General features: G+C 63.0%; 20 protein-coding genes. 11 read left to right on the top strand and 9 right to left on the bottom strand.

Going from position 1 to position 19,949, the window contains the following annotated elements; genetic code table 11:
* Nucleotides 1-457: 457 nt before the first annotated feature.
* Both ACLFKU_RS24785 and ACLFKU_RS24780 read right to left on the bottom strand, forming a co-directional pair.
* Nucleotides 458-667, bottom strand: coding sequence for a hypothetical protein (locus tag ACLFKU_RS24785; protein WP_410850810.1), 210 nt, complete (start codon nucleotides 665-667; stop codon nucleotides 458-460).
* A gap of 129 nt (nucleotides 668-796) precedes the next feature.
* On the bottom strand, nucleotides 797-1,243 hold the full coding sequence (locus tag ACLFKU_RS24780) for a helix-turn-helix domain-containing protein (RefSeq protein ID WP_410850809.1): 447 nt from the start codon (nucleotides 1,241-1,243) through the stop codon (nucleotides 797-799).
* 451 nt (nucleotides 1,244-1,694) lie between these two features.
* Between ACLFKU_RS24780 and ACLFKU_RS24775 the strand changes: the two genes are divergently transcribed.
* From ACLFKU_RS24775 to ACLFKU_RS24730, 10 genes are all read left to right on the top strand, one after another.
* Nucleotides 1,695-2,573 (top strand): ParA family protein, encoded by an 879-nt coding sequence (locus tag ACLFKU_RS24775; protein ID WP_410850808.1) that lies wholly within the window; start codon nucleotides 1,695-1,697, stop codon nucleotides 2,571-2,573.
* Nucleotides 2,570-4,276 (top strand): ParB N-terminal domain-containing protein, encoded by a 1,707-nt coding sequence (locus ACLFKU_RS24770; protein ID WP_410850807.1) that lies wholly within the window; start codon nucleotides 2,570-2,572, stop codon nucleotides 4,274-4,276. Before ACLFKU_RS24775 ends, ACLFKU_RS24770 begins: the two co-directional genes overlap by 4 nt.
* Nucleotides 4,273-4,995: a hypothetical protein gene (locus tag ACLFKU_RS24765; RefSeq protein ID WP_410850806.1), complete on the top strand. Its 723-nt coding sequence runs from the start codon at nucleotides 4,273-4,275 to the stop codon at nucleotides 4,993-4,995. Before ACLFKU_RS24770 ends, ACLFKU_RS24765 begins: the two co-directional genes overlap by 4 nt.
* Nucleotides 4,937-5,401, top strand: a complete 465-nt coding sequence (locus tag ACLFKU_RS24760; RefSeq protein WP_410850805.1) for a hypothetical protein — start codon at nucleotides 4,937-4,939, stop codon at nucleotides 5,399-5,401. Before ACLFKU_RS24765 ends, ACLFKU_RS24760 begins: the two co-directional genes overlap by 59 nt.
* On the top strand, nucleotides 5,398-6,951 hold the full coding sequence (locus ACLFKU_RS24755; protein WP_410850804.1) for a hypothetical protein: 1,554 nt from the start codon (nucleotides 5,398-5,400) through the stop codon (nucleotides 6,949-6,951). Before ACLFKU_RS24760 ends, ACLFKU_RS24755 begins: the two co-directional genes overlap by 4 nt.
* Before the next feature lie 301 nt (nucleotides 6,952-7,252).
* Nucleotides 7,253-8,326, top strand: a complete 1,074-nt coding sequence (locus tag ACLFKU_RS24750) for a PFL_4669 family integrating conjugative element protein (protein WP_410850803.1) — start codon at nucleotides 7,253-7,255, stop codon at nucleotides 8,324-8,326.
* 136 nt (nucleotides 8,327-8,462) lie between these two features.
* Complete coding sequence (locus ACLFKU_RS24745) at nucleotides 8,463-8,828, top strand: hypothetical protein (protein WP_410850802.1); 366 nt, start codon at nucleotides 8,463-8,465, stop codon at nucleotides 8,826-8,828.
* 131 nt (nucleotides 8,829-8,959) lie between these two features.
* Nucleotides 8,960-9,523: a single-stranded DNA-binding protein gene (locus ACLFKU_RS24740; RefSeq protein WP_410850801.1), complete on the top strand. Its 564-nt coding sequence runs from the start codon at nucleotides 8,960-8,962 to the stop codon at nucleotides 9,521-9,523.
* Between the two features lie 51 nt (nucleotides 9,524-9,574).
* Nucleotides 9,575-9,868 carry a hypothetical protein gene (locus tag ACLFKU_RS24735; protein ID WP_410850800.1) on the top strand — a complete coding sequence of 98 codons (294 nt, stop codon included), beginning with the start codon at nucleotides 9,575-9,577 and terminating at the stop codon, nucleotides 9,866-9,868.
* A 261-nt stretch (nucleotides 9,869-10,129) separates the two neighbouring features.
* Nucleotides 10,130-12,220, top strand: a complete 2,091-nt coding sequence (locus ACLFKU_RS24730; RefSeq protein WP_410850799.1) for a DNA topoisomerase 3 — start codon at nucleotides 10,130-10,132, stop codon at nucleotides 12,218-12,220.
* Between the two features lie 25 nt (nucleotides 12,221-12,245).
* Here ACLFKU_RS24730 and ACLFKU_RS24725 read toward each other — a convergent pair whose 3' ends face one another.
* Entirely contained in the window at nucleotides 12,246-12,737 is a 492-nt protein-coding gene (locus ACLFKU_RS24725; RefSeq protein ID WP_410850798.1) for a hypothetical protein, read from the bottom strand.
* 227 nt (nucleotides 12,738-12,964) lie between these two features.
* Between ACLFKU_RS24725 and ACLFKU_RS24720 the strand changes: the two genes are divergently transcribed.
* Entirely contained in the window at nucleotides 12,965-13,273 is a 309-nt protein-coding gene (locus ACLFKU_RS24720) for an HU family DNA-binding protein (protein ID WP_410850856.1), read from the top strand.
* Nucleotides 13,274-13,302: 29 nt separating this feature from the next.
* Here the strand turns inward: ACLFKU_RS24720 and ACLFKU_RS24715 are convergent, their stop codons facing one another.
* The 6 genes from ACLFKU_RS24715 to ACLFKU_RS24690 all read right to left on the bottom strand — a co-directional run bounded on the left by ACLFKU_RS24715 (nucleotide 13,303) and on the right by ACLFKU_RS24690 (nucleotide 19,890).
* Complete coding sequence (locus ACLFKU_RS24715; protein ID WP_410850797.1) at nucleotides 13,303-14,562, bottom strand: conjugal transfer protein TraB; 1,260 nt, start codon at nucleotides 14,560-14,562, stop codon at nucleotides 13,303-13,305.
* A gap of 245 nt (nucleotides 14,563-14,807) precedes the next feature.
* Nucleotides 14,808-15,161: a DUF3085 domain-containing protein gene (locus ACLFKU_RS24710; protein WP_410850796.1), complete on the bottom strand. Its 354-nt coding sequence runs from the start codon at nucleotides 15,159-15,161 to the stop codon at nucleotides 14,808-14,810.
* 124 nt (nucleotides 15,162-15,285) lie between these two features.
* Nucleotides 15,286-17,601 carry an SNF2-related protein gene (locus ACLFKU_RS24705; protein ID WP_410850795.1) on the bottom strand — a complete coding sequence of 772 codons (2,316 nt, stop codon included), beginning with the start codon at nucleotides 17,599-17,601 and terminating at the stop codon, nucleotides 15,286-15,288.
* 111 nt (nucleotides 17,602-17,712) lie between these two features.
* Complete coding sequence (locus tag ACLFKU_RS24700) at nucleotides 17,713-18,396, bottom strand: hypothetical protein (protein WP_410850794.1); 684 nt, start codon at nucleotides 18,394-18,396, stop codon at nucleotides 17,713-17,715.
* A 112-nt stretch (nucleotides 18,397-18,508) separates the two neighbouring features.
* A complete protein-coding gene (locus ACLFKU_RS24695; RefSeq protein WP_410850793.1) occupies nucleotides 18,509-19,120 on the bottom strand; it encodes a hypothetical protein in 612 nt (203 codons plus the stop codon).
* Between the two features lie 317 nt (nucleotides 19,121-19,437).
* Entirely contained in the window at nucleotides 19,438-19,890 is a 453-nt protein-coding gene (locus tag ACLFKU_RS24690) for a hypothetical protein (RefSeq protein ID WP_410850792.1), read from the bottom strand.
* Nucleotides 19,891-19,949: the final 59 nt, after the last annotated feature.

The raw sequence follows: 19,949 nt of genomic DNA, 5'->3' as shown, positions 1-19,949 counted from the left end.
GAAACCGTCGGCCGTGCGGCGCCGTGTTCTGGAAATTTGCACAGCGTTGCGCTTTGTGGAGCAGGGGCGTGCGCAGTCAGTTGTCGCACGTTCGTGCTCGGACGCGTACGCCCCGAGGGGGCGTTTGATGCGCTTGGGAAAATGCGTGTAAGTCTGTTCACAATGGGAGGTGCGAGCATCCCGCGCGCCGCCGTAAAGCCGGAGCGACGCGAAGTGTTGTATGCGTCAGAGATTACTTTGCCGAGGAGGCGAGCTTGCGGCGGGGCCCGGGTAACGAACGAAAGACGGGCAGCGGCGCGCTCGCGTGCAGCCCGATATGTTGATCTCGCGCCTATCGACAAGAACGCAACGTCGGTGCGCTCTGAACTGGGCGAGCAGCATGTGGCGGAGTGTAGAGCGTGACTGGATGCGCTGATGCGCAACGCATGTCAGGCCGGTAGAAGCACCGGGCGAAATTTTATTGTGGTCCGTCGTCGGGCGGTTGCATCGTGATGCTGATTCGCAGCCGGTGGCGCGCATTTGGCGTAATGTCGAGTTCGATGCGAACCGGCGTCTCGCAAAAGGGAGACGCGACATGTTCACGCACAGTACTTTCGCGTCGCACCTCCTGTTCGATCTCCCTGCCTAGCTGTTCCAGTTCTTCACGCAGGTCGTCCAGACGCGCCATCACGGATCTCCTCGACGGATGCAGCGCTTTTTGCTGGCGTTGAATGCGCCGGGCAAATGCGGAATCAGAAGCTTAGCGCCGGCCTTCCGGTTGTTGCGTGTTGTTCAACGTTTTTGCCGGTTGTCGATCTCAGCGAAACGCCCGCGTCAGGCGCCCGATTCGCGAGTCTTTCAGGATGTCGTCGGCGCTGTCGCCAAGGAGTTGGCATTGCTCGTAGAGCAGGCCAACGAGCCGTGCCTTTTTCTTGGCATCGAGGGGCACTGGAAGGCGTTGCTCGATTCGCTCAACGGCCATTAGCACGTTGTCGAGCGTTTTTTGATCGAGCCGATATCGCACATCGCGGTCGAAGGCCATATTGCCGTCGCCTGTCAGCAGCCAAACAGGGTCAATCGCAAACTGCTCGTACAGGCCGCGCAGCAGTTCAATGGGAATTGCACGCTCGCCACGTTCGTAGTTCGCATAGGCGCGCAGTGACAGTCCGAGCTGACGGGCCATCTTGTCCTGGGACAGCTCAAGATGCTCGCGCACCTGGGCAACGCGCTGATGGTAGTTGCCGGGATCGGTGGAGCTTGACATGTCTGTCTCACGTTCCTAGAGTGATTTTGTACCTTGATTATAGGAACGTTCGAGTAATGGACAAGACTAGACGTGCCTGGATGAAAACAGCAGGCCGTGGACCCGTGAGGCTTGTTCTGGTCGCGGAGGCCAAGTGACCAGCAGGCGGTTTTATACGCTCGAAGAAATTGCACGCGAGTTGCATATCGCGCCTGCGACCGCGCGTAACCGCCTGACGCTCGGGTTGCCGATGCCTCCGTCGATACGGGTGGGTCGCCGTCGTCTCTTTCCCGTGGATGAGTATGAAAAGTGGATTGCTTCGCAATTGACGCGCTCTGACTGCGGTAGCGACGCCGTCGGTGACGGCGATAGTGGTCAGCAGGGCCCGTCTCACGAACCAACGTAGTTCAGCCCTTCTATTTCGACGACAGACTTTCTTCTAAAGCGATGACGCTGTACTGGATATCCCACCGTGCCGGCGGTTATCTCCTTCGTTTCCACCAAGGGCGGCGTCGGTAAGACGACCGTTGCCGCCAATCTGGGCGGACTGCTCGCAGCCTTCGGCATGAAGGTCCTCGCGATTGATGCAGATGTCCAGCCGAGTCTAAGCAAGTTCTTTCCCGTCCATTACCGTTCACCGCGTGGCCTGAGTGCTGTTGTGACGTCAGGCGGTAATCCCTCCGCGGACTGTATCAGCCGCACCATCTTCTCGAATCTCGATCTCATCTACTCTGACACGCCGGACGCAGCGCTGCAGTCGTGGCTCAACCGCCGTGAGGACCGGTTGATGATCATGCGTCGCGCGATGCGAAGTCCGCTGCTGGAGACCTACGACGTCGTGCTGATTGATACGCAGGGAGCGGTGGGCGAGCTGCAGAAGTCCGCCGCGATGGCAGCTGACTTCATGGTGTCGCCGGTGAAGCCCGATGCGCTCAGTGCGGGTGAGTTCGCAACAGGTACCATCAACATGCTTGACGACCTGAACCGGCTGAGTGATTTCGGCGAGTCATTCCGCTCCGGTGATCTATTCGCGCTGATCAATGCGCATGAACGGACCGTCAACGCCAGGGCACTGGCTGCCGTGCTTCGGCAGCGCTTCGCGGATCATCGACGAGTCAGGGTGCTGGACACGGTCGTGCCGTCGGCTGCCGCGTACGCTGCAGCCGCGACCGCCCGCGTTCCTGTTCATGATTTCGATCGTCGCCGAAGGTTCGGCAATTCCGCATGGAACGTCATGCATCACCTGGTCTGGGAACTGTTCCCGTCGTTGGCCAATGTCTATGCGGGTTCACCAGGACCGGTGATGGGTGGCGGCGATATTGCCGGGGACTCATGCGGAGCGGTGGCATGAGCGCATCTGGGGCTGCGAAAGATCCGGAGAGGGAACTGGCCGCTGCGCGACGGCTGGGGGTTCCCGCTCCGGGACCACAGGCGCGCGAGCCGGAACTGACATCGGTCATCCGGTTAAGAATCACTGAGGTGATGGTGTATGAGCGCAACCCGCGGCGCGTTTCTCATGAACGCATGGTTGAGCTGAAGGAGTCGATCCGCGCCAACGGCATCGAGCAGATCGTAACCGTGACACGCCGACCCGGCGAAACCCGGTACGTCGTCGCGAAGGGCGGGAATTCACGCGTGACAGCGGCAACGGCGCTCTACGATGAGACCGGCGACGAGCGATTCCTCTACTACGATTTCGTCTGCGTTCCGTATCCCGGGGAGGCAAGACTGCTCGCCGCCCATCTGCGCGAGAATGAGCAGCGCGCGGACCTGTGTTTCTGGGACAAGGCGAATGGATATCTCGCGCTCAAGGCAGATATGGAAAAGGAGCGGGGTACCACGCTGTCATTGCGCGAGTTTTCGCGGTTGCTCGAGGAAGAGGGCACACCGGTCAGTCACGTCCTGCTCTCACTGTTCCAGTTTGCCGTCGATCGACTTTCCGCACTGGGCCCCGCTACGGAATACCTGAGCCGGCGCGCGCTCGTTGACGTGATCCAGCCGGCGATGGGCGCACTGATACGGCTCACGCGTCGCCTGGGATTCGATGATGCGTGGCTCCAGCACCATGTGATCGATCCGGGACTGCTGCAGGTTGCGGCGGACTTTACGCCGCAGACCATGCAGGATCACCATCCGGCGGCCCTGCATCCGGGGAGTCTCATTCGAGGCTTTCGGTCGCGCTGCGCGGTTGCGCTGGGAATTTCCATGGAAGGTCTGGACCGGATGAGCTATCTCCTTGAGCATGCTCCCGATGTCGACGCGGATGAGTTGCGGCAAGCCGCGGAGCAACCCGTAATTGAGGATGCGGTGGAAGGCGAGGCGGGGCGACCGGCCCTGCGTTCGATACGCGCGGACCCTAAGCAGGAACCCGTGTCCTCGCCGCACATTCCAGTTGAGCCGCGTGCAGGCGAGATTGCCATGCGCGGTGTCGCCGTTCGGGAGAGTGAGCTGCATGCTTCGCTGAACGATGAACGCCCGGCCAGCGAATCGATCAACCGACCCGCGTCGTCCACGGTTGTTCCGGCAGCGAGCGTAGAGCTGGCCGCCGCGGCTTTTCGCGACGCACTGAACGCATTTGCGAGCACGTGTGGACTGGGGGAATGTGTCCGGGACGCGCCGGGCCTGCCTTATGGTTTCATGGTAGAACCACCGGCACCGGAGCCGTCACAACCATCACTCGATGATCAGGCGCGCGTCGGCGGTGACGCGTTGAACCGGTATCTCGGCTGGTGGTGGCTGGTCAACCTGTCGCGACAGAACACAGCATCCGGCCTTGACCACGTACCGAAGCAAAGCGTGTATGCGCGCATGGCGCGCGATGAAGATTACTGGGCGCGGATCTGTGATGCCTGCGTCGGGGAGCCTCTGCTGGGTGACCGCATGGATGTGATGTTTGCCGCCATGCTCAACCCCGACAGACCCATCGGGCTGTGGTGGTCCGAACTCGTGTACGCCGCCCGGGCGTTCCGGGTTGCCTGTCCCGAGCGCTTTCGCCCACCGCGATGGAACGAGCTGGATGCGGTCGAGCGGCTACTGCGTGGAGAGGGAGCATGAGGCCGACGTTCTTTCCCGTGCCGGATACCGCCATCGGGCACATCGTGCTGCTGGAACTGATACGGCTGTCACGCATGGACAACAATGGATTTCATTGCATTGATATGGACTGCAAAGTTTCATGTGAAACATCGGCCGGCGAAGAAAGGATGGCAGGAAACGGTCTGCCTGTTTCGATCCAGCGCGTTCTTGCCGACGCACGTGCCGGCACACTGATCGATGCGCTGGTTGCTTCCGGTGCCCTGCGCGTACTGGTCGATCTCGATGTTCTGCAGCGACGCTGCGAACTGATTGCACGGCAGTGGCACGACGAGCGCCTGCTCCATGCGTTTGTCAGGGCGCAGGCGAGCGCTCCGATGATCCGGCGGTTCTTTCGTACCGCGACGCGCTCCTCCATCTCCCGCCTGCGCCAGGAGATGAACGTTCCTGCACCCGCCAAACCACGCATGCCCGCAGCCCGCGAGACCGACACGTTGCTGTCGCGCTGGCACAGCCTGCGGGACATCGCCGATGTCCGTGAACGTTATCTGGCCTTACATCGCGAGTGCGATGGAGCGTGGTCGCTTGCTTCGCTCTTTGCCGCACTGGACAGCGCGGCGAACCCGGACGCGGCCTCATCGGTCCGCGTCCGTCCTTCCCCGAACTCAAGGGAGTCTCACCATGTACGACATGCGCCTCGACCCGGAGGGCAACCTGTTGCCGGGCAAAAGCTGGGATGATCCGCCCGGACCGCCACCTGCGGAAACGGAACTGATGCTGTCGATGCTCGACATTCCCGTCACCATCGACCGCTGCTTCGTCGAGATCTGCGGGGACATGCCGGCAGCAGCGGTATTGACCGAGCTGTCGACGATCGAGAGCGAGACTGGCTGTCGCGAACAGTGGCTGACCGTCACGACTGGCGAACTGGAACGACGCCTTGCGCTGTCCGAGCGGCAACAGCGGAGTGCCCGTCGTGTGCTGCGTGTGAAGGGCCTGATTGGACACCGGAGAAGAGGTCCGGGGCCTGCGGATGAGTACCGTCTGCTTTGGCCGGCGATCATGGCCCAGTTGCGGCAGAAGGCCGCCGAGCGCACGGCGCACATCGCATGGCCGCCGCGGCGGCCGGAAGGAGTGCAGCCATGATGCAAGGATCGCAGCCCTATCTGGAGGACTTTGAGGACCTGTGGTTTGCCCTCAAGCCGTACCGGCCCATCGCGTTCGGGACACGTCTTGCGCGTATCACGGGCCATCCGAAAGATGCGATGCTGCTCTCGCAACTCGTCTACTGGACGCGCCGCGGGCGGGATGTCGGTAGCAACGGCGGCTGGGTCCACAAGACGCGGGAACACTGGTTCGCCGAAACGGGGCTTTCGCGTGAGGAGCAGGAGAATGCGCGGCGCCGTCTACGCGACAGGAACCTGGTCATGGAATGGCGGGGCGGCCGCCCGGCGTGCCTGCATTACCGCCTGGATGTCCAGGCGATGTCGATGGCGGTGCGGACCAGTTGCCGGATGGTCGGACCGCTGCCCGCGTCGATCGAGGCGATCCGTACGGACGAGGGGGCGATGCAGGAACTGCTCGGGCCGACAGTGGCCTTCCGGCGGGTCTTCGTCGATCTCGTGGGGAACGTCAACGCCGCGCTGCTGCTCTCGCGTATGGTGCAGCTTCAGCGCCGGGAAGCAGACCAGCAGGCGACGTGGTTCACACAGAGCGGGCTCGAATGGCAGCGCTCGCTCGGGCTGAACCGCGTGCAGCAGGAGAATGCCCGGCGCCGGCTGGTCCGGCAGGGCCTGATTCGCGAGCTGACGCGCCCGAACACCGGCAAACGGGTGTTCACGCAGATCAACGCGACGGAGTTGCGGCATCAGGTCGAGCGGCTGGTCTCCCGCATCGATGTTCGTGACCGGCTCGCAACCCGCAAGGCGCTGATCGCGGGCGGTGCACGGGAAGCGGGCCCGGTGCCAGGCGCAGAGGCACTGATTGCTGTTACCCCGGGTAACAGCCCGGCAGGGGCGGTGCACGTGCCCGTCTTCGGCCCCGTCGCCGCGTTTCGAAACCCGCCAACCCGAAGTCCCCAACCCGGTCAGGAATCGGGGATGCAGTTACCGTCGGAGAGTTTGATGCGTTACCGATGGCGACAAACGTACGGTTCCAACGCGCGCGCGTATACGAGGATTACATATTCGACTACGACAACCACTGGCTTTGCCTCCGGAAGCGGCTGCGCATGCCCGGTCGTTGTGGGGACGAAGCGATACGCCGATGTCGCTGCGGACGACGCCAGCGGCGACGGCCTCGTCTGGCCCACCATGCTGCACGCGGCGGAGCGCCCGCTGGTCGCAGCGCACCTCGAACGCGTTCCCGTCCGGGACCGTCAGGTGCTGCTCGACGAAATGGCAGCCTGCCATCGGCACCGCCCTGTGCACTCGCCAGTGGCGTACATCGCCGGGCTGGCACGTCGTTGTCTCGCTGGCGACTTCGTGCCGGCGCGGGCCCATCTCGAACGCGCCGCGCGTGAGCGTGCATGCACAGATGAGGGCGCGGTGACAGCCAGCTTCGACCACGACAGTTCCGGGAGCGGGCCTGGACGGCCACATGCCTCGACGCCCGAGACGGCGCGGTTGCACCTTGCCGCCATCCGCGCCGGGCTGAAGCAGGGGCGGTTCGGGCAGATTGGAGCCGGCCATGCGTGACGTGTGTCTCTCGCGCCTGTCGCAGACAGCCTCCTGTGCTGCTGTTACGCCGGGTAACGCTAAGCAGTCCCGGTTTCTATCCACCGATCCTGCGAAAGGCAGTTTTCGGCCAGGATGCACAAAGCGCACGCATCGCCCCGTCTTTCCCTGCGTAGCCCGGCAATTGACGCTGTTACCCCGGGTAACAGTCGTTGCGCGATTCGCGACTTGCCGTACGGGAGGAATGCCTGTTACCCGGGGTAACAGCCCGGTGGCGAATCATCTTCCGTCGATTCTGATTCTGCTCATGAGGAGTCTGTTTATGGACATGCAGCCAGCCGGCGTCGACCCGTCAGTCGATTCGGCCGTTGACGCCTTTGCCCGTTCGCCGTCGTCGCCGTTTGCCGACGGCTACGACCTGGAATCCGAGCGCGCCGCGCTCGCCCATCTGATCGCTTCAGATGACCCCGATCCGGCCGATCCGCTCTTCGGGCGGTACCAGCTCTTTCTCGAACGCGAGGAATCGCTGGATCACCAGCAGCAGGTGCATGCGCTGCGTCAGGGTGGCGATCCCCTTGTCAGGCCACACGAGGCCAGCGAGATCAACCGGATCGGTCAGCTCACGAGCGAGGGCGGCGACCGGATGCGGCTGCATACGCGCGATGCGATGCGCCTGTTCCTGGGGCGCGCCGTCGCTCCGGGTGAGTCCGGTCATGCCATGGCAGGTGGGCGGCGCGTGGCGGCGGCGCTGCGCGCGCTCTGGTCCCTGTCGGGCAACGACAATCCCTATGCCGACTGGAAGCTCGTCGAGATTGCCGAACGGATCAGCGGCATCCGGCGCGCCAACGAGCTGGAACAGCAGCACGCACGGCAACTGCTGGATGCCGCGCGCGAGAAGGGGCTCGATTTCGCGGTGTTGCAGTCGCGCGAACCCGCCCAGGTGTCGCTGGGGTTTGGCTCCCCCTACGGCTACATGATCGTGATGCTGCTGGTCGAGATCGACTGGCTGGTGCGGCTCGTGCGATCGGCCGTGCTGCGGGACCTGATGGGCTCCAGTGAGGGCGTGCGGCGGATCGGGTCTGCGAAACACCGCTGCCTGTCGATGTTTCATTTCGCGGTGCACTGCCAGCGCCTGCTTACCCGCCCCGAGCTGCTGCCGCTTTCGCGCGTCGATTTCCTGCCGAATGCGGATACTGCCGCAGCCCGACGGGTCGAAGCCGCGCGGGCAGTCCTGGGTGCGATGCCCCGGGACATCTTCACTGGCGAGCGCGAACCCCGCCACAGCCGCCGGCGTGTGAGCCGGCTGTCGGATGCGGAGCTGCGCCTGCTTGACAGTGTGCCGCTGTCCGGTGACGTCGCCGACGCGAAAGCTGCGGCAGATACGCTGGTGCAATGACAGGAGGACTGCGGCAATGACAGACCGGCCTTCCCATCTGGATCGACGTGCAAAGGCCTTTAAGGGTAAGGGGGACCCGCCGGCTGAGCTGCCTCCATTTCACGTTTCGCGCGTCGCCGGGCGAACCGGTTTCCGCGTGCTGCTGCGCTCGTATGAACACTGGCTCGACGAGACGGTGACAGAGATGGGCGCGCTTGCACAGGAAAGCGTGACGGCGGGGCTTGATGTGTCGCTGCGCTGCGTTCGCGTAGCACTGCCGAGCCGAGCGACGCGTCATCGTCTCGACTGGTTCATGCGCGGCGAGCCGCATGCGGTGGCGTATTCGCGGGTGCAATCCTGTTTCAGCCGGATACCGGTGCCGCTGCGCGCCTATCTGCAGCAGTGCCATTCGCGCGCGAAGGAACTCAATGCGCTCGAATCGGTGTTCCGTTATGCGGCCAGCCAGCTCGCAATGTATCTGGAGCACGGCACGGTCAAGATTCGTCGAACCGACGACACATGATTGCGACCCTTCGCTTGCCCCGTGCGGCAACCGCGGAACCGTCAGGCTGACGCAGAGCAGCCGCAAATAGCAGCAGGCAATGGACAGCGCGTTGGATTCACTGGGGCAACCCATGACGAACGGAGTCCGCAATGGGCATCTACGCAGAACTGGTCGGCAACGTACTGGCGTCGCCGACGATGAAACAGGTCAATACCGCTGGCGGCGCGAGGCGCATCGTCGAGTTGCGCGTCATGTCGGCGAGCTACCGGCGCCTCGAGGATGGCACGCTGGAGCAGCGTGACGGGCGCACCTTTCCGGTTGACGTGACAATCTGGAACGAGCGGCTCACCGAGCGCGTCCTCCAGCACATCCGCACCGGAGCCAGCGTCGTCGTGCGGGGTGACTTCTACGTCAGTCCCTGGATCACCCGCGAGAACGAGGCCGATGCCGGTGCCCATATCGACGCGGAATCCATCTCGCTGAATCTCGTGCGCATCGAACAGGTGGTGTACCGGGCGCGTCAGTCCCGGGACACTGGAGAACAGGCCCAGGACGGTGCTGCATCGGGCAACCCGGACGACGATTCCCCCGAAAACGCGCACCGTCCGGAGCCCGACCCGCCACAGGGCGGGACAACCGGCGAAGACGCCAGCGCATCCGGCCAGTCCGCTGGCCGGCGGTCGCGACGCGCGTCGAGTGCCTCGACCCGGTAGTCCACGTTGCAATTCGTTGGATCGCGCGCATGGCGGCTAAACGCTACCTGCGTGGCCACCCAGCAGGAGAAAGACGTGGAGCGCTCGAACGTGGCGTGTCCGGTCTGGCCGGACGCGCAGGAAGTCAGGATGTTGCGGGCACTGGTGCGCGAGGGCGTCGCCAGTATGGCCGCGGCCCGGCATGAGCTGTATGCGGTTCAGTTTCATGGCTGGTGCGTATGGGTCTGGCGGCACGACGACGCTCTCCAGAACTCGATGCAAATCGACATTCGGTCCCGTGACGGCGACGTGTGGGCGCGCCTCACCTGCGAGACCGCGTGTCATGTTAGCGATGAGGTGGCGTGATGGGAGGCATATGCTGGATCGATGTCTGCCACTTCGGCGACTGCCGCATGCTGATGACACGCATGGCTGCGGACGGAATACGCTCGCAGACGGTGGTGACGATGCGGAGCGATATGGACGAGAGATATAAATCATAAGGATTCCATATCTAGCAACGTAGAGGAATGAACCAGCTGGCCTGGGCAATCATAAAAATGAAAACACTCGTTTAGAGCGGCGCGCGCGACCAGGGGAGCAGGCCTTGTCCATCCGGAGGTCTGCATGAAGCTGTTCATCTGCGAAAAACCGTCCCAGGCGAAGGACCTGGCGCCGCATGTCGGTGCGCGCGGGCGCATCATCGGGGCGTTCACCGGCAACGGCGTGACGGTTTCCTGGTGCATCGGACACCTCGTCGAGCAGGCGAAGCCGGAGCAGTACGTGCCCGCGCTGGCGAGATGGAATCTTGATCTGCTGCCGGTCATTCCGAGGCAGTGGGCCGTTCAGGTCAAGCCGTCGGTCAGGGCGCAGTTCGACATTGTCGTGCGGTTGATCCGGGAGGCGAAGGAAATCGTCATAGCCACCGACGCAGATCGCGAAGGCGAAGTGATCGCGCGGGAGATGATGCAGATCGCCGGCTACAACGGACCGGTGTCGCGGCTTTGGCTCTCGGCGATGGATGCCGCCTCTGTGCGCAAGGCGCTCGCCCAGTTGTTGCCCGGCGCAAAGACAGTGCCGCTGTATTACTCGGGGCAGGGTCGCGCGCGGGCAGACTGGCTTGCCGGCATGAACCTCACGATGGCGCTCACGACGGCGTTCGGTACGGGTGGGCGTGAAGGTACCTGGCACGTCGGTCGTGTCCAGACGCCGGTACTCGCGCTGGTCGTGCGTCGCGAGCGCACGATCCGGGCATTCGTCCCGAAGACCTTCTACGAACTTTGTACGGTGTTCGGTCTCGCGGGCATGCAGGTGCCGATGCAATGGGTCGTCCCACAGACGCTGGCGGACGACGCAGGGCGCGCGACGGACGAAGCGAAGGTGAAGGCGGTCGCTTCGCGTGTGCGGGAACGTACGGGGCAGGTCGAACGCGTTGAGACCACGCCGGAGCGCGAGCTTGCATCGCTGCCATTCAGCCTCGGCAGCCTCCAGCGCGAAGCGTCAGCTCGCTACGGTCTGAAGGCTGCCGCCGTGCTCGATGCCTGCCAGGCACTCTACGAAACGCACAAGGCGGCGACCTATCCGCGTACCGACTGCGAATATCTTCCCGTATCGATGTTCACCGGCGCCCAGGCGACGCTGTCGGCTATCACGTCAATCGATGTAACGCTGCGACCGCTTGCGGACCACGCGACGCTCGATAACCCCGGCCGCGCATTCAATGACGCAAAGGTCACAGCGCATCACGCGATCATTCCGATCGCCAACAGCGCGGTCAGGCTCACGGCCCTCAGCCGTACCGAGCGCATCGTCTACGACCTGATTTGCCGCCGGTATCTCGCGCAGTTCCTGGGCGACTACGAATATCTGAAAACCGTGATCGAGGTGACCTGCGAAGGTGAGCTTTTCCGGGTGACGGGTGCGACGCCGACGACCCAGGGATGGCGGCAGGCACTCGATGCCGGAAAGGGCAAGCCGGCTCCTGATGATGAAGCGCAGGACACGCAGAAAACGGAAACGTCTGCGTTGCCCGTCGTCGCGGAGGGTCAGTCCGCCCCAAATGTCTCATGCGAGGTCGAGCGGCGACAGACGAAGCCGCCGAAGCGCTACACGGAGGGTACGCTGCTCGCCGCGATGGAGTCGATCGACCGCGAAATCGTCGATGAGAGGCTGAAGAAGATCATGCGCACGAAAGAGAAGGCCGGGATCGGGACGGACGCGACGCGTGCCGGCATCATCGAAAACCTGTTTCACCGGACCTACATCGGCAACCATACGAAGCAGAAAAAGCAGATCGTGCCGCTTGAACGCGGCGATGCGCTGATCGCGCTGCTCGAGCGCGTGGCGCCGGAACTTGCGGATCCGGTCCTGACTGCCGAGTGGGAGGACCGTCTGATGCAGATTGAGTCAGGGCAGCTTGAGCTCGTGCAGTTCGAGGCGGACCTTGGGACTTGGGTCGGGCAACTCGTTGGGCGCATTCGCGACCAGCGCGGCACCGTCGTCGATGGCTTTTCGGTCGGAACATCGACCCCGGATGTGGCGTGTCCTGCCTGTGGCGCACCCATGCGCCGGATCAAGGGCGCGCGTGGCTACTTCTGGGGTTGCACGGAGTTTCGCGAGGGGTGCCGGGCCACACTGCCTGACGCTGACGGCGCGCCGGTGCCACGGGACACAATGACAGGGCGCGCGAGATCAACGGTGCCAAGGACTGGGAAATGACTTTTGCCCGGTACTGTGCAGCCACTTACAGACCATCGGTCTGCTCGTTCGCATACGGTGGGCGGGGTGGTAATGGCGATGGATTCGTACCGCGGATGAAGCGCATCAGCGCATCGTCGGCCTCGATGATGGCGTGGGCGGGCGCGGTATCCAGTTGCCGGTCGTGCAGCATGAGAATCCGCTCGAAGAACGGATAGCCGTCTTCATGGAGATGCCAGGCGTCGGTGTCTACGCCGCGCCGGTTGGCTGTCTCCATGTATTGTTCGGCCGCATGAAACTGTGCCAATGGCAGCTCGCCATATCCGGCACGCTGAAGAAACCAGGTGACGTACATCGCACGCGCCAGATCGACAAGGTTCTCCCTGCATCCCGCGCCGAGACTAACCGTTGCAAGGGCGGCGTGAAACTTCAGCGAACGGGCACGAGCTGCTTCACACGGCAGAGGAAGCAGCAACGCGCGCGAATGGCGACGTTGGCTGCCGTTTCGATTGGGGATGGATCTGGACGTGCGGGACATGCGAAAGGAACTGGGAGCGTAGTGCGCTTCGTGGCATGTGCATTTTTACGCCAGTCCGATATTGCCGTTCCTGAAAGCCGAGCCCGCGCCGGACAGGCGCCATGCCGCTTCGCCTCACAGCGTTCGACCGGGGCTTGCGCAGCCGGCCCGCTTCGCGGTACGGTACGCGCTTGCACGAAAACCCGTCACCCTTCAGGTAACCGTCTGTGGGATCACGGCTGGTCATTATTCATCGACAGAGGAAGCAGGACATGAACAAGCAGGAACTCATTGATGCTGTCGCGTCGTCGACGGGCGCAAGCAAGGCCATCACGGGCGAGGCGATCGATGCGGTGATCGGGGCGATCACGAATGCAGTGGTCAAGGGCGACACCGTGCAGCTGGTCGGCTTCGGTTCGTTCAGCCAGGGTAGCCGCGCAGCTCGCACGGGTCGCAATCCCTCGACTGGCGAGGAGATCAGCATCGCCGCCGCGAAGACAGTGAAGTTCACCGCGGGCAAGGCGTTCAAGGATGCGGTGAACGGCGCCCGCAAATAAGCGGCCTAGCGATCCCTTTAGCGGATCATTCATCGGTTCGTGGCGCGCAGGAGTGGTGCGCCTGCGAGACGCGCCACCGACGCGATACCCTGCTGCTGGATTTCCGGGAGCGCCAGATCGGCGTCGAACCATCCGTTCGACAGGCTGATCACGATGTCAGGCCGGTCCAGCAGCGTTCGCCAGTGTGGCCACCAGAGCAGGTCCTCATAGCAGAGCGACATCGCAGCACGCCGGCCGGCGATCGTCAGAAAGGCTTGGCCGACGTCACCCCTGGCGGCACTCGTCCGGCTGCCCGGCCGCCATAGCGCGACCGGCACAGGTTGCCGGCTGTCCGCCCGGCCGCGTCCAGCACCCGTTACCACCGCGCTGTCGGTGTAACGGAAGGGCGTCGTGCTCACGCCAATATCCATTCCGATCACGAGCGTCTGTCCGGCCGCGCGCATGCGTTCGATATCTGGGCGCCACCATAAAATCATGGCCGGACGCCACAAGCCTGCGATCTCTTCGGGCAGGATCACCACGCGGGCGCCCCCCGCGGATGCACGCTCAACGACGGCCCGCAACCGCAGCGTTCGCGCGTAGAGAGACGGATAGGTGGACTGGTCGAAGCGACCGAGCGCTGTATTCACAGCGGTCCATCGGACGGGTGAGTCGGGTGGCGTCCATTGCCAGTGGGCACACATGGACAGCGCAGTGAGCAGCGCGCCTGCGAGCCACACTTTGCGGGTCCATCGCGGCAAGCCAGCCACTCCGAGCGCAGCCATACCGAGGACCATTCCAGCGAGCCGCCAGCCTGGATACAGCGCACTCGCCACCTGGAGCGGAGAGAGCCACCCGATGATGCCAATGGGGGGGACGGTGACCACCAGTGCTGCGAGCGCCACGCGCCACGCATGGTTCATTGCTGAAGCGGCCGGACCGGGTTTCAGTATGGTCCACGGAAGTGCCAGCACGAGGGCCTGCAGTAACCAGCAGGCGATACCGAGTGTGAACGCAACGGGCGCTGTGAGGTCGTGGTAGCCCGCGAAGAACCGCTCGCATACAACCGGAATATCACGCGCGCCTGTGAGGTAGTAGGCGGCCCAGAGCGTGAAGCAGGCAAGACGGCCGCGCGATTTCGACCAGGCGGCGGGCAGTGCGAGCAGCACGAGGGCGTCATGTCCCGGATACCACGCTAGGAGCGCAGCCATGATTCCGGTGACGGCCACCAACCCGTAATGCGAAAGCGGCATTCCGGCTTGCAGTACAACTACGGCTTGAACCCGTGACAACAACGGAATCTTCTGCATGACGGTCAGCTCGCGGCGTAATGAACTGGCGACAGGTGCTGTCGCAGTTTCGAGTCGCGCTGCTGCCCGGTGAGCTGATCAAATGATTGTCAGCATCCGGTATCGTTGTGGTGTGCAACCTCATCTTATGACATCCACCAGCAGCCTGAGCGAGCTTTGCCTGGCGCATAGAAAAAAATACCCCTGTCTCTTTCGAGAACAGGGGCAGCACACGTTTCTTTGGCGGGCGATAGCGGATCAGGTCGTCATGCTCCCGGCCTGACCGCATTCAGATACAGATGACTCGCGTCGGCTCGAATTTCCAGATTGCACCCGTCATGGATGACCCGGTCAAAGACGGCGTCGTCCTGACCAAGGTACTCCGCGAAATCGTCACCGCCGAACTCTGTGCGTCCACGATGCCACCACTCATCGAATGGCACCGTGTCGGGGTTACATCCGACGGCATACGCGATCAGTCGCGGCTGACCATTGGCTGGGGCGTCGCTCCTCCCGGACAGCATGTAGACACCCTGGTCCTTGACGAGAACGACGGAACAGCCATGGGACCTGGCTTCGATGAGCACAGGACGCAGATCGGAAGCGTTGAAACAGACCATGATATGACCTCCAGAAGTTGGTGAAGTCGAAGCGGGTCGTCGGACCCGCATGCAGACAAAGGGAGGGCTGCCACGTCGCCGCGCCATATGGAATGATGAGCGGCCGCGGAGCCTGTGGTGCCGGCTATTCCTGATTCACGAGCTGACGGGCGAGCGCGACTTCGATGCTTTCACCGCCCTGGTTGAGAATGTCGAGACCAGATTCCGGCATGTCGCCGGAAGTCGACTGCGAGACTGCGATTTTCTGTGCCATCAACTTCAGGCAACGCATCTGGGCCGTGCCTTCGTAGCCGAGGAAGCGCACCGTCACATCGAGGGTCTGGCCAATTCGCCAGCTTCGCCGTGCCGCCTGTTGCAACGTGTAGACGTTGTAGCCCGACTGGAGAAACGCTATGGTCGGGAATTCGAGCAGATCGAGCCCGGTCTTGACCAGCTCGGGGTTCGTGATGATGACCTCCGCACCACGCTCCAGCTGATCGGCGACCCAGTCCTCACGTTTCTCTGCGGGAACGCTCGCGCGAAGCACCGAAGCCCTGACACCGGCAGCATCGAGCAGGTTCTTCAGCCGTACCGACGTATCGCGGGTGCCGGTATAGGTTGTGTAGACCAGCGTACGCCGACGGTTCAGCAGTTCGCCGCGAACGAGCCGCAGCAGTTCGGCTTCCTTCGGACCGGGTTGGTCGTCACGCAGCAGGGCAGGGACGCTGGCGAGAATCCGTTTCGTGCGTGGATGTCGCACCAGTTCTGGACGAAAGCAGCATTCCGGCCACGCGAGCAATGCGTTAAGCACGACACCGAGCAGGCTCTTGTCGCCGCAGCGCAGTGCGGCACGCAGTTCCGACGTGAGCGTCGATTCGAGCATTCGATAAGCGGCTGCCATTTCCTCGGACAGCGCAACCGGCAGCAGCGATTCGTCGTAGGGTGGCAGGACATTCTGACCGATCTGCGACAGCTTCAGGAAGGCGGTATAGGGCACGACGTACCGCATGATGCCCTTGGGTCCGAAGCCTGGGCCCTTGACCGTCGAGACGCTCTTGCGATCGCCCTTCGCGGTGCGGTGCGAACCTTCGTCGACCTGCTTGTGAATGTCGATGAGCACGCCATGCTCACGCATGAAGGCCATCGTTGCGGCAGCCATCGAGCCATTGCTGTTGTAGTTGAAGCCGTCCTCGATCAGCATTGACGGATTCAGGCGATAGAGCAGGTGATACAGATCATCTGCGTAGCCGCCCATCAGCGTGCCGGTGAGCAGAAGGGTTTTCGACGCCTTGCGGGCAAGTACGCCCATTGCCTGACCCTGAGCGGAATTCTCATTCTTGTATTCGTGACCTTCGTCGGCGATGAGCAGGCCAAAGTAACCCTGCGGGAGATAGCGTTTGACGAACTCCGACGCCTGATAGCCACCCTGCCCGAACGAGATTTCCGTGTGGGCCAGCGCGCGCTCCATGCGTCGGGCCTGCCGGTCGGAGAAGACGAGTTCGCCGCTGTCGTCCATCAGGTTGATGAACTCGAACACATTGTCCTGAAGCATGTCAGCGAGCATCGATTCGCCGAAACGGGAGAGCAGGCGTTCGGCGGTTTTCTCACCGACGGTGGGCATCTGCAGCAGGGCGCCTTTCACGAGCTCACGCATCGATCGTGTGCCCTGGCCTTTGGGCGCCAGGGTCCACAGTCGCTCGCCGCAACTGCATGCGCGGCGCTTTTCGTTGAGCGCGGTACGGGCGAGGGTGGGTGTCAGCGGATTGCCGTCTTCATCGCAGACGAACTCGCCGCATGAAGGGCAGCATGCAAAGACGCGCGTGATCGCGTCGGTTTCCATATCGAGTGTGGCAACACGGCGCGCGAAGGCAGGCTTCCAGTCGAATCCCATGCGCATGCGCACGCGGCCGAGGATAAAGAACTCCGGCACCGAAGGTTTCGAGCGCATCACGCGCAACTGCAGGAGCTTGCGCAACGTATCCGGGCCGTTAAGGATCCAGACGCGCGCGCCCGGCACCGTGGTTTTGATTTCACGCCGCCACTTGTAGACAAGATGAGGGGGCGCGATGACAAGGGTGCGCGGAAAGCCGCAGTGATGCAGCAGGACGGCCACGCCGATGCCCATCAGCGTTTTGCCGGTTCCCATTTCCGCATTGATGACACCACCCGGTGCGTGCTGCGTAAGCAGTGTCGTGATCGCATGAATGACCTCACGTTGCGCCGGAAACGGCTGGCGTGAGAGGCCATCGAGCAGGACGTCCCAGTGTGCGGGGCGTTGGCCGTCGTAGATGGAGGGATTCTGTTGACGTACGGCGTCAAGCAGGCCAGCACCAAAGTTCGAGATGAAATCCGGCAACGCGATGATGGACGTTTCGCCGGTTGAGGCTTCACCGGTCGATACTGCATCATCGGTCCCAGCGGCATTGCTGGCCGGCTCGGTTGCTAACTGAAGGGTTTCCATGAAAGACCTCATCTGGAGAAGATGCGCCGGAAAACATCTCCCTGCGGGGGCGATGTCTGCCCGCGCCGGGTTGAGAAAGAAAAGGAGAGCGGAGCCCGCGTTGGGCGGTAGTTAGTCAGGATGGCTACTGGTATCCTGAAGCAATGTGGCCAGCTGGACGGTGAGCGCTTCTCGCGCAACGCCATCGCTGATACCGGCAAGCGTTTTTCTCACCATCGTGGCGAGCATCGTCGTGGCGCTGTCGATATCATCGGCAACCAGTGCTTCGCGAAGCCTATTCCAGAATTCGATCGGCTGGCGGCTGTTGCCATAGTGGATGACCTCCCGGCTGATGAAGGCACCGTCGCCGCCGAATTCGAACAGCCGCTGCTCGCTGCAGTGCCAGCAGCCTTCGAACTGGATAGCGCGCAGGCCGTGCCCATCGTCGAGGCAGAGCGCGATCTTGAACAGCGTTTCAAGATCGGCGGTGTCTTCAGAGGGCCGGGTATCGGCCAGGGTGTTCAGTGCGTCATCGTTATCGACGCAAAAGTGCCCAGCCAGCAGTTGCAGCAGGACGTCCAGGGGGACGTCATCTTCCTCTGGGCAGGGGCGGTCGAGCTGCGCAGCGAGACCCATCAGCCCGTCACGAACGTCGCTCCATGTCGGGTCACTGGTTTCCGAAATCCGGGCGATGTAGGCCTGGCCATCGCCGGGCCAGTCGGGGTCGAGCAGGAAAGCACCAAAAAGCGCCGAAATGACGGGGGTGACATGATCCAGCATGAGGACGCCCGTGCCGTCGTAATAGTTGTTGGCCATGATGTGCTCCATAAGGCGCGGGCGACGCGTCTCGCCCTGGAGACGCGCACGTCCCGCAGGTTGAGAAGAAAAGATCGGCCGGCGAAGGCCGCCGGGATCACGCCCGGGCGGGTCAGTCAAGCCCGAGCGAACCGTTGCGAACGAAGCCGGAAATCGCTTCGGCAAACGAGTCCGGAAGTGCGATCCAGGATGCGTGGATACGCCCGATGGGCGCGTGGGGTGTCTGGTCAAGGCTGTTGGCCAGCCGTTCTCCGAGTGTGCCGAGGACAAGTGCACGCCAGTGCGGCAGTAGCGGTAGCGGACTGAGCTGTTCGATCAGAGACCAGGTGCGGGCTTCGAGTGACTCGACGTCGTGCGCCTGGGTTTCGCGGTCGATCAGCAACCATGCTGAGCCGGTGGCCTTCGACGGGTTGAGAAGCGCTTCGTCATAGATCCACGTGTGAACGAGATTGCCGAACAGGTTGTCCTTCGGCAGGCGGCCGCTGTACTTGTCGAGCCGCCGTGGATCGCCGACGGGAACCGCGGCCAGTGTCTGACCGGTGTCGGGATCGAGCAGGGTGATCTGGCGGATACCGCCTTCCTGGATACCCAGATGCAGCGACGCGTAGAGTTGCTGGACGGCGCCATCACGGCCGAATACGGAAATGAAGGCGAGTTCCCCATCGGGGGCACGCACGCAGGCATCGACGAAGATGTCCTGTAGTTCCTTGACGGGATACAGCATGGGACGCTCCAGCATGAATGTCCGGAGCACCTGCCGGGTGCTGGCCCGGACGGGTTGAAGGGAAATTCCGGGGCTTCCCGAAGGAAGCCGCAGCCGCGCAGACGAAGGCGCCGGAAGGAAACTGCGGAGTGACAACGGAAGGTGTCGCGTAACGGGCGACGACGGGTCAGCTACCGGCAGACCAGCGGGGTATGCATGCTGTGGGTCAGGACCACGGAAGCCGCTTTCCCTGAGCGTCGCTCGCGACGCCCCGGGAAAGCGCCCTGGACAGGGCGCACAAGGGATTGAAATGCGGGATTGAAATGAGCGCCGGCCGGTCAGCAGGCTGTCAGCGTTTCCAGCAGCGCGTGAAGGTCACGCGCCTGGCCAACCGTGAGGGTCAACGTCAGCAGGGCATCGGGATGCCACGTCCTGATCGACGTTGCAAGAGGCAGCCGGCTGTTTAAAAGGCGAATCAGTGCGAGCAGGCATGGAGCAGCGCTTCGCAGCTTCGAGGCGGCGACCGATTGATGGGCTCGTGGCCAGGTGTCTACCGGCGTGGCATCGAACTGCACGCTTTGTCCGTCGATCTCTTCATCGTCGTCATAGAGCAGCGGCCTGTCGGGGGTATCGTCCCAGAGCGTACCGGCCTTGTATGCCGCATGTGCTATCGCACACGCAGCGTCGGAGTTCGCAGCCCGGATGCCGACGACAATCCGGTGTGTGCGATCGAGGCTGTAGCCCACCATGAAGGCGGGAAGGGGTTGCCCGGTAAGCGGTGTGTCAGTCATGGTGCCTGTCCTGTCATCACGGAACCCGCCCCTGCGGGGCAAGGCCCCGCAGGGTTGAA

Source organism: Paraburkholderia sp. EG304 (assembly GCF_046543485.1).
Lineage (GTDB): Bacteria > Pseudomonadota > Gammaproteobacteria > Burkholderiales > Burkholderiaceae > Paraburkholderia > Paraburkholderia youngii.
The sequence above is the reverse complement of the archived record's forward strand: the minus strand, read 5'-3'. Positions and strand labels throughout refer to the sequence as shown.